General features: G+C 32.9%; 5 protein-coding genes and 1 pseudogene. 4 read left to right on the top strand and 2 right to left on the bottom strand.

Annotation, left to right across the window (positions count from 1 at the left end; genetic code table 11):
• Together B3J44_RS16265 and dnaG are read left to right on the top strand one after the other, a co-directional pair.
• Window positions 1-547 (top strand): annotated as a pseudogene (locus B3J44_RS16265) (hypothetical protein); the annotation flags it as partial.
• A gap of 128 nt (window positions 548-675) precedes the next feature.
• Complete coding sequence (gene dnaG / locus B3J44_RS16260) at window positions 676-2748, top strand: DNA primase (RefSeq protein WP_286969688.1); 2073 nt, start codon at window positions 676-678, stop codon at window positions 2746-2748.
• A gap of 97 nt (window positions 2749-2845) precedes the next feature.
• On the opposite strand, the gene B3J44_RS16255 is transcribed toward dnaG, so the two are convergent.
• Both B3J44_RS16255 and nadE read right to left on the bottom strand, forming a co-directional pair.
• Window positions 2846-3475, bottom strand: a complete 630-nt coding sequence (locus B3J44_RS16255) for a response regulator transcription factor (RefSeq protein ID WP_008467169.1) — start codon at window positions 3473-3475, stop codon at window positions 2846-2848.
• A gap of 92 nt (window positions 3476-3567) precedes the next feature.
• Window positions 3568-4374, bottom strand: a complete 807-nt coding sequence (nadE, locus tag B3J44_RS16250) for an NAD(+) synthase (RefSeq protein WP_286969687.1) — start codon at window positions 4372-4374, stop codon at window positions 3568-3570.
• Between the two features lie 99 nt (window positions 4375-4473).
• Between nadE and gldB the strand changes: the two genes are divergently transcribed.
• Both gldB and gldC read left to right on the top strand, forming a co-directional pair.
• Window positions 4474-5430 (top strand): gliding motility lipoprotein GldB, encoded by a 957-nt coding sequence (gene gldB, locus B3J44_RS16245; RefSeq protein ID WP_198854354.1) that lies wholly within the window; start codon window positions 4474-4476, stop codon window positions 5428-5430.
• The gene (gene gldC / locus B3J44_RS16240; RefSeq protein WP_164515351.1) at window positions 5430-5762 is read left to right on the top strand and encodes a gliding motility protein GldC; all 333 of its coding nucleotides are present in this window, start codon (window positions 5430-5432) and stop codon (window positions 5760-5762) included. Before gldB ends, gldC begins: the two co-directional genes overlap by 1 nt.
• Window positions 5763-6185 lie beyond the last annotated feature (423 nt).

Here is a 6185-nt window from a genome sequence, read left to right as displayed (position 1 = left end):
GTCTCACTTTTATGAATGGGGAATAACAGGAAACACTAGGATTTTAAAAGAAGATAATTTGTTACATTTTAAATACGGAATGTCTCTAATGTATAATAATCTCCGAGCGACAGACGATCGCTATTTTGAAAAAAATGGCGCGCAAACCGATTTAGTGACAAGCCCTGTACATTTAGACGAATCCCGATTTAGAAATGTATATGTAATGGTGCCATTGCATTTGGAGTTTGATTTTACTAAGAAAGAAGTTCGAGATGGAGTTAATTATTTTAAATCTCATAAAAGTGCCAGAATTGGTATAGGAGGTTATGCAGGATTTAGAGTGAAATCAAAACAAATTTTAGGTTTTGATGATGAGGTTGGAAATGATGTAAAGCAAAAAACAAATGGCAATTTTAATGTAAATGATTTTAATTATGGATTAAGTGCATATGTTGGTTACAAAGCAACAAGTTTGTATTTGAAATATGATTTACAACCTTTATTTGAAAAAAATAGTGTTGATCAAAATAATATTTCGTTAGGATTACGCTTCGATTTTAATTAAGAATAAAATTAAGTTTAGTTAGTGAAAAGGCATCTCGAGAGAGATGCTTTTTTTGGTTTAAAATGATTAAAAGTCCAACAAGATTTGCGTATTTTTGCAAGCTCTCAACTTTTAAAATTTAATACACTTTGATTTCACAAAGCACCATTGACTCTGTTTTTGAAACTGCTCGAGTAGAGGAGGTTATCGGCGATTTTGTCAATTTAAAACGCGCAGGAAGTAATTTTAAAGGTTTGAGTCCGTTCTCCGATGAGCGTTCGCCTTCGTTCATGGTTTCGCCAGCAAAAGGAATCTGGAAAGATTTTAGTACAGGAAAAGGCGGGAACTCTGTTAAATTTTTAATGGAACACTCGCAGTTTACTTATCCAGAAGCCATTCGATATTTAGCTAAAAAATACAATATCGAAATTGAAGAAACAGAACAGACAGAAGCAGAAAAAGCAAATACAGATCTTCGTGAAAGTATGTACTTGGTTTCTGAATTTGCGGCCAAATATTTTCAGGATGTTTTGATTAATTCTGAAGAAGGAAAAGCAATTGGTTTATCTTATTTTAAAGAAAGAGGATTTACCAATGAAACTATTAAAAAATTCAATTTAGGATATTCTCCAGAAACTTGGGATGCTTTGACGAAAGAAGCCCTTGGGAAAGGTTACAAATTAGAATTTTTAGAAAGTACAGGTTTAACAATTCCAAGAGAAGACCGTCCGTTTGATCGATTTAAAGGACGTGTAATGTTTCCGATTCAAAGTATGTCGGGTCGTGTTTTAGGTTTTGGAGGACGTATTTTAACCAATGATAAAAAAGCGGCAAAATACCTAAATTCGCCAGAAAGCGATATTTACCATAAAAGTAAAGTCCTTTACGGAATTTATCATGCCAAACAATCTATAGCCAAACAGAACAATTGTTATTTGGTTGAAGGTTATACCGATGTGATTCAGTTTAGTCAAGCTGGAATTGAAAACGTTGTGGCATCTTCGGGAACGGCATTAACACCAGATCAAATTCGTTTGATAAATCGTCTTACTAGAAATATCACTGTTCTTTTTGATGGAGATGCTGCCGGTTTGCGCGCTTCTATTCGAGGAATCGATTTAATTCTAGAAGAAGGAATGAACGTAAGAGTTTGTTCGTTTCCTGATGGAGAGGATCCTGATAGTTTTGCGCGAAAAAATTCTCATGATGATTTAGTTGCTTACTTAGAAAATAACAGTAAAGATTTTATACAGTTTAAGGCTTCGATCTTAATGGGCGAAGCTAAAAACGATCCTATTAAAAAAGCAGATCTAATTCGTGATATGGTTGCAAGTATTTCTAAAATACCAGATCGTATACAGCGTGAAGTATATATTCAGGAATGTGCTCGAATTATGGATATTTCTGAGCAGGTTCTAACAAGTACTTTGGCGCAGCTAATTCAGAAAGATATTGCTGAAGCGAATAAAAAGCAGAAACAGGAACAAAAACCTTTTGAGGTAGTTAGAAATCAGCCTGCACAAACAGGAACGTTTTCAGGAGGAGATCCAGAAGATCCAAGAACAGGACCGCCAGAAGGTTACGATTATCCTGGAGATCCAGGGTTTTACCCGTCACAACAAACTCAAAAAGTAGATATTTTATATGGATTTGAAAGAAAAGTCATTGAGGTTCTGCTTTTATACGGAAGTATAGTAGAAGATTTTGAAGATGTTTTCTTGAAAGCAGATGAAGAAGGAAATGTAAAAGAGGTTTCTGAAAAAAGGCAATATAAAGTATACCAAAAAATATATTTAAGCCTTCAGGAAGATGAGATAGAATTGTCGAATGTTTTATTTAAAAATATTTACACTAATATTATTGATTTTTATAATCAGAATGAGAAATTTAGTTTAGATAAATATTTGATGCATTTGGAGCCTGAATTTGCTCAGGAAGTAACCAATATTTTAATGGAAGACGAAAGGTTGACTATTCATAATTGGGAAGGACAGAATATTTTTCCGAAACAAAAAAGTGAAACAATTGAACAAAATGTTTCTGAGACCATATTTGCTATGCGATGGTATTTAGTATCTGCAATTATAGCAGAATTAAAGAATTCTCTTTTAACCAATCCGCAAGAAGACAATTCAGAAACTTTGAGTATGGTTATTGACTATTCTAAATTGTTGAATAGCTTTTCGAAGAAACTAGGACGAGTAGTAGTGCCTTATCACTAAAAAAGAAAAAACTCTATCTAATTATGATAAATCAAAATAGATAGAGCTTTATAAAGTTTTTCGATTCTCTTAAAAGGCTAAGATTTTCGATTTTTGATTAAATAATTTCTAAAGTCTTAGCTTTGTTAACTAAGTCAACCAAATTTGTAACGTTTAATTTAGTCAATAATCTTAGTTTGTAAGTACTGATCGTTTTTTCGTTCAGATTTAAGATTTTAGAGATTTCATTGTTTTTCTTACCATCACTTAAATAACGTAAAACCTCGATTTCACGGTTAGAAAGTTTTCTGTACAGACGCTCACTTTTGCTTTGTTTAGCGATAAGTGCCATGTTTTTGCGTACTGTTTCGTTGATGATAATTTTTCCTTCGTGTACTTTAATAATAGAATGACCTAATGTTTCAAGTTTTTCTGTTTTGTGTACATACCCAGAAACTCCTGCTTTAATTGCGTTTGGAGCGTACATTTGCTCAGCAAGATCACTGAAAATAACAATTTTTGTTTTTGGGAAATTTTTCAAGATTGATTTAATTTCAAAGATACTTGAAAGACCTTCTAACTCTAAATCTAGAATTAAAATGTCAATTTCCTTCGTTTGAAGGATATCTCTAACCATTGAAAAATTGCCGACATTGGCAACAATTGAAATTTGATCGTGGTCTTTAAAATAAGACTTAACGCCAAAGTGCGTCACAGGATGATTGTCTGCTAGACATACTTTAATCATAATTTTTACCTTTTTTAGAATTGTTCATGTTTTTGGAATGGTAAAATTAATAAATAAATTCTGTAATAACTCGCAGAGAATGTTAAAATGTATTATTTTAACGTTTTTGGTATCAAACAAACTGGAATTGGATCCATTTTATGCTTGTTGTTGGTGTTTAGTCGTTTATAAATTTCAAAGACAGATTTTTCTCTCCCTTCGAAGTCAGATGCCGATTTTCCTGACTCCGCGGCTAACATTGCCCATTCCAATTCGTCATAACTTGCTCCTAATTGGTCTTCATCTGTACGATTGTCTCCAAATAACCCGTCGGTAGGCGCTGCTGTTAAAATTGATTGCGGAATTTCTAAAAATTCTCCTAATGCGTACACATCAGATTTCATTAAATCAGCAATCGGGCTTAAATCTACGCCGCCATCTCCGTATTTTGTGTAAAAACCTACACCAAAATCTTCTACTTTGTTTCCTGTTCCAGCAACCAGTAAACCATGAATTCCTGCCAAATAATATAAAGAAGTCATTCTGATACGTGCTCTCGTGTTGGCCAAAGCCAAACTTACTTTTGCAGCATCATCTGTTGTAGGCACAGCACTTTTAAATGATTCGAAAGTTTCTGTCAAATCAGTCTTAACATCAGAAACATTTGGAAAACGTTTTTTTAACTGTTCAATATGTTCTCTTCCTCTTGAAACTTGGCTTTCTGCCTGATGAATTGGCATTTCTACACATAAAACATTCAGTCCTGTCTGTGCGCATAAAGTTGAAGTTACTGCAGAATCTACACCACCAGAGATTCCAATTACAAAACCATTTACTTTTGCATTAGCAGCGTAATTTTTTAACCACTCTACAATGTGCGTATTTACTTTTTCTGTCTGAATTGTGCTTTTTTTAGCCATAATAGTTTAAGTTTTAAGATGCAGGGATGTATATTTGCAGAATTATTTTGAGTATCCAATTACTTAAAATTCTGATAACACAAATCTAATTAAAATAAAATGAAAATTTATCGCTTTGCAGTGGTTCTATGCCTGTTTTTTTTGTCTTGCAACCAAAAAAGTAAGGTTGAAAAAGAAGTAGAAGAAATTCCTGTTGATGTTAAAGTAGAACGATTTGATAAGGTGTTTTTTGAAACCAAACCGGAAGATCTTGCGAAAATAAAAAAACAGTATCCGTTTTTCTTTCCTGGCAACGATGATAATATCTGGATTCAGAAAATGAATGATCCTATTTGGAGAGAAGTTTATGATGAAGTTCAGAAAAAATATGGCAATTTTGAACCTGTTCGCAAAGAGTTTAATGAGCTTTTTCAGCACGTAAAATATTATTTTCCTAAAACCAAAATTCCTAAGGTAATCACCGTTATTGGAGAAATGGACTATAATGCAAAATCAATTTATGCAGACAGTCTTGTAGTTGTGGCTTTGGAATTGTATTTAGGAAAAAATCATAAGTTTTATGAGTTTCCAAATTACCTGAAAGAGAATTTTGAAGAAAGACAAATTATGCCAGATGTGGTTTCTAGTTTTTCTTATCGAAATATTCCAAATTCTGTAGACAAGAGTTTGGTCGCTCAAATGGTTTTTGAAGGGAAGCGTCTTTATGCAAAAGATTTGCTTATTCCTGAATATACAGATGCAGAAAAAATGGGATATACTCCTGAGCAAATAAAATGGTGCGAGGAAAACGAAGCGTATATGTGGCGCTATTTTATAGAAAATGAAATGCTGTACAGCGATGATCCAAAATTGAAAGCAAGATTTATCGCTCCAGCGCCTTTTTCTAAATTCTTTTTAGAAATAGATAACGATTCTCCAGGTCGAGTGGGAGCTTGGATTGGCTGGCAGATGGTACGTTCTTACATGAAAAATAATAGTAATGTTTCTTTAGCAGAATTGTTTAAGATTGAGCCAAAAGAAATCTTCGAAAAATCAAAATATAAACCTAAGAAATAATGGCAAATATAAACTCAGAGATTAGATTTAATATAGAATTGGATGAAAACCGCGTTCCTGAAAAATTAACATGGAGTGCGCAAGATGGTGGAGTTCAGGCCGAGGAGGCAAAAGCAATAATGTTGTCAATTTGGGACAGCAAAGCAAAAGAAACAATGCGTATTGATTTATGGACAAAAGATATGCCGGTAGACGAAATGAAAATTTTCTTTCACCAGACTTTAGTGGCAATGTCTGATACTTTTAAACGTGCAACAGATGACGAAAAAATGTCTGACACGATGAAAGACTTCTGTGACTACTTTGCAGAAAAACTAGAACTTACGAAGTAGTTAAATCTCATGATAAATTAAATTCCAAATTCTGATCTTAAAGATTGGGTTTGGGATTTTTTATTTTGTAAATTGTCTAAGCAAAACAAATTATATGCTGTTTCCTTTTCTTGTGAGCCTTGTCGGATTGTTTTTTTTACTTGCTAATGCGATACGTTTCTACATGACCTGCAAAAACAGAGATGTTTTATATCGTATTATTACAGTTTATTTGATTCTTCTTTTTTGTGTAGAATTGCTTTGTAATATTATCGGAATTCTTTATCCTAATTCTAATTTTTTCCTTTCACATTACTATTTTATTTTTCAGTTCATCACGCTAAACTTGTTTTTTTATAAAAGTTTTACAAACAAACGATTAAAGAAGATTATAGTAATAGTGTTTATTTCGGTGCTGCTTTTTTTAGGATGCCAATATTATAA

The organism is Flavobacterium sp. UBA4854 (assembly GCF_002399805.1).
Taxonomy (GTDB): Bacteria; Bacteroidota; Bacteroidia; order Flavobacteriales; family Flavobacteriaceae; genus Flavobacterium; species Flavobacterium ginsengisoli.
The sequence above is the reverse complement of the archived record's forward strand: the minus strand, read 5'-3'. Positions and strand labels throughout refer to the sequence as shown.